Origin of the sequence: Paraburkholderia sp. SIMBA_053, from assembly GCF_046534895.1 — a bacterium.
Classification (GTDB): domain Bacteria; phylum Pseudomonadota; class Gammaproteobacteria; order Burkholderiales; family Burkholderiaceae; genus Paraburkholderia; species Paraburkholderia caledonica.
Window position 1 is genome coordinate 1 of the sequence record NZ_JAWRXU010000456.1, and the last position, 288, is coordinate 288.

Genomic DNA, 288 nt, shown 5'->3' on the forward strand with positions numbered 1-288 from the left:
CTCGACGGCAAGGACAGCAACCCGAACCCCTGATCCCGACCGCACCGCCCGTCCACACAGAACACCCGCACACGCAGAACAGCAAGGAGCACCACATGGCAGTCCGCGTCGATCTCAATGTCTCCCTCGACGGATTCGCGACGACCACCGACCAGACGCCCGAGAACCCGTTCGGCGAGGACTGGTCTCGTCTGGTCGCGGCGTACACCGCGACGCGGACGTTCCGCAGCCGCGTGCTCGGCGAGACATCCGGGGAGGGCACGTCCGGCGTCGACGAGAAGTATGCCC

General features: G+C 67.0%; 1 pseudogene. It reads left to right on the forward strand.

Annotated features, from left to right (window positions below):
• Nucleotides 1-95 precede the first annotated feature (95 nt).
• Nucleotides 96-288, forward strand: a pseudogene (locus SB753_RS36405) (hypothetical protein); the annotation flags it as partial.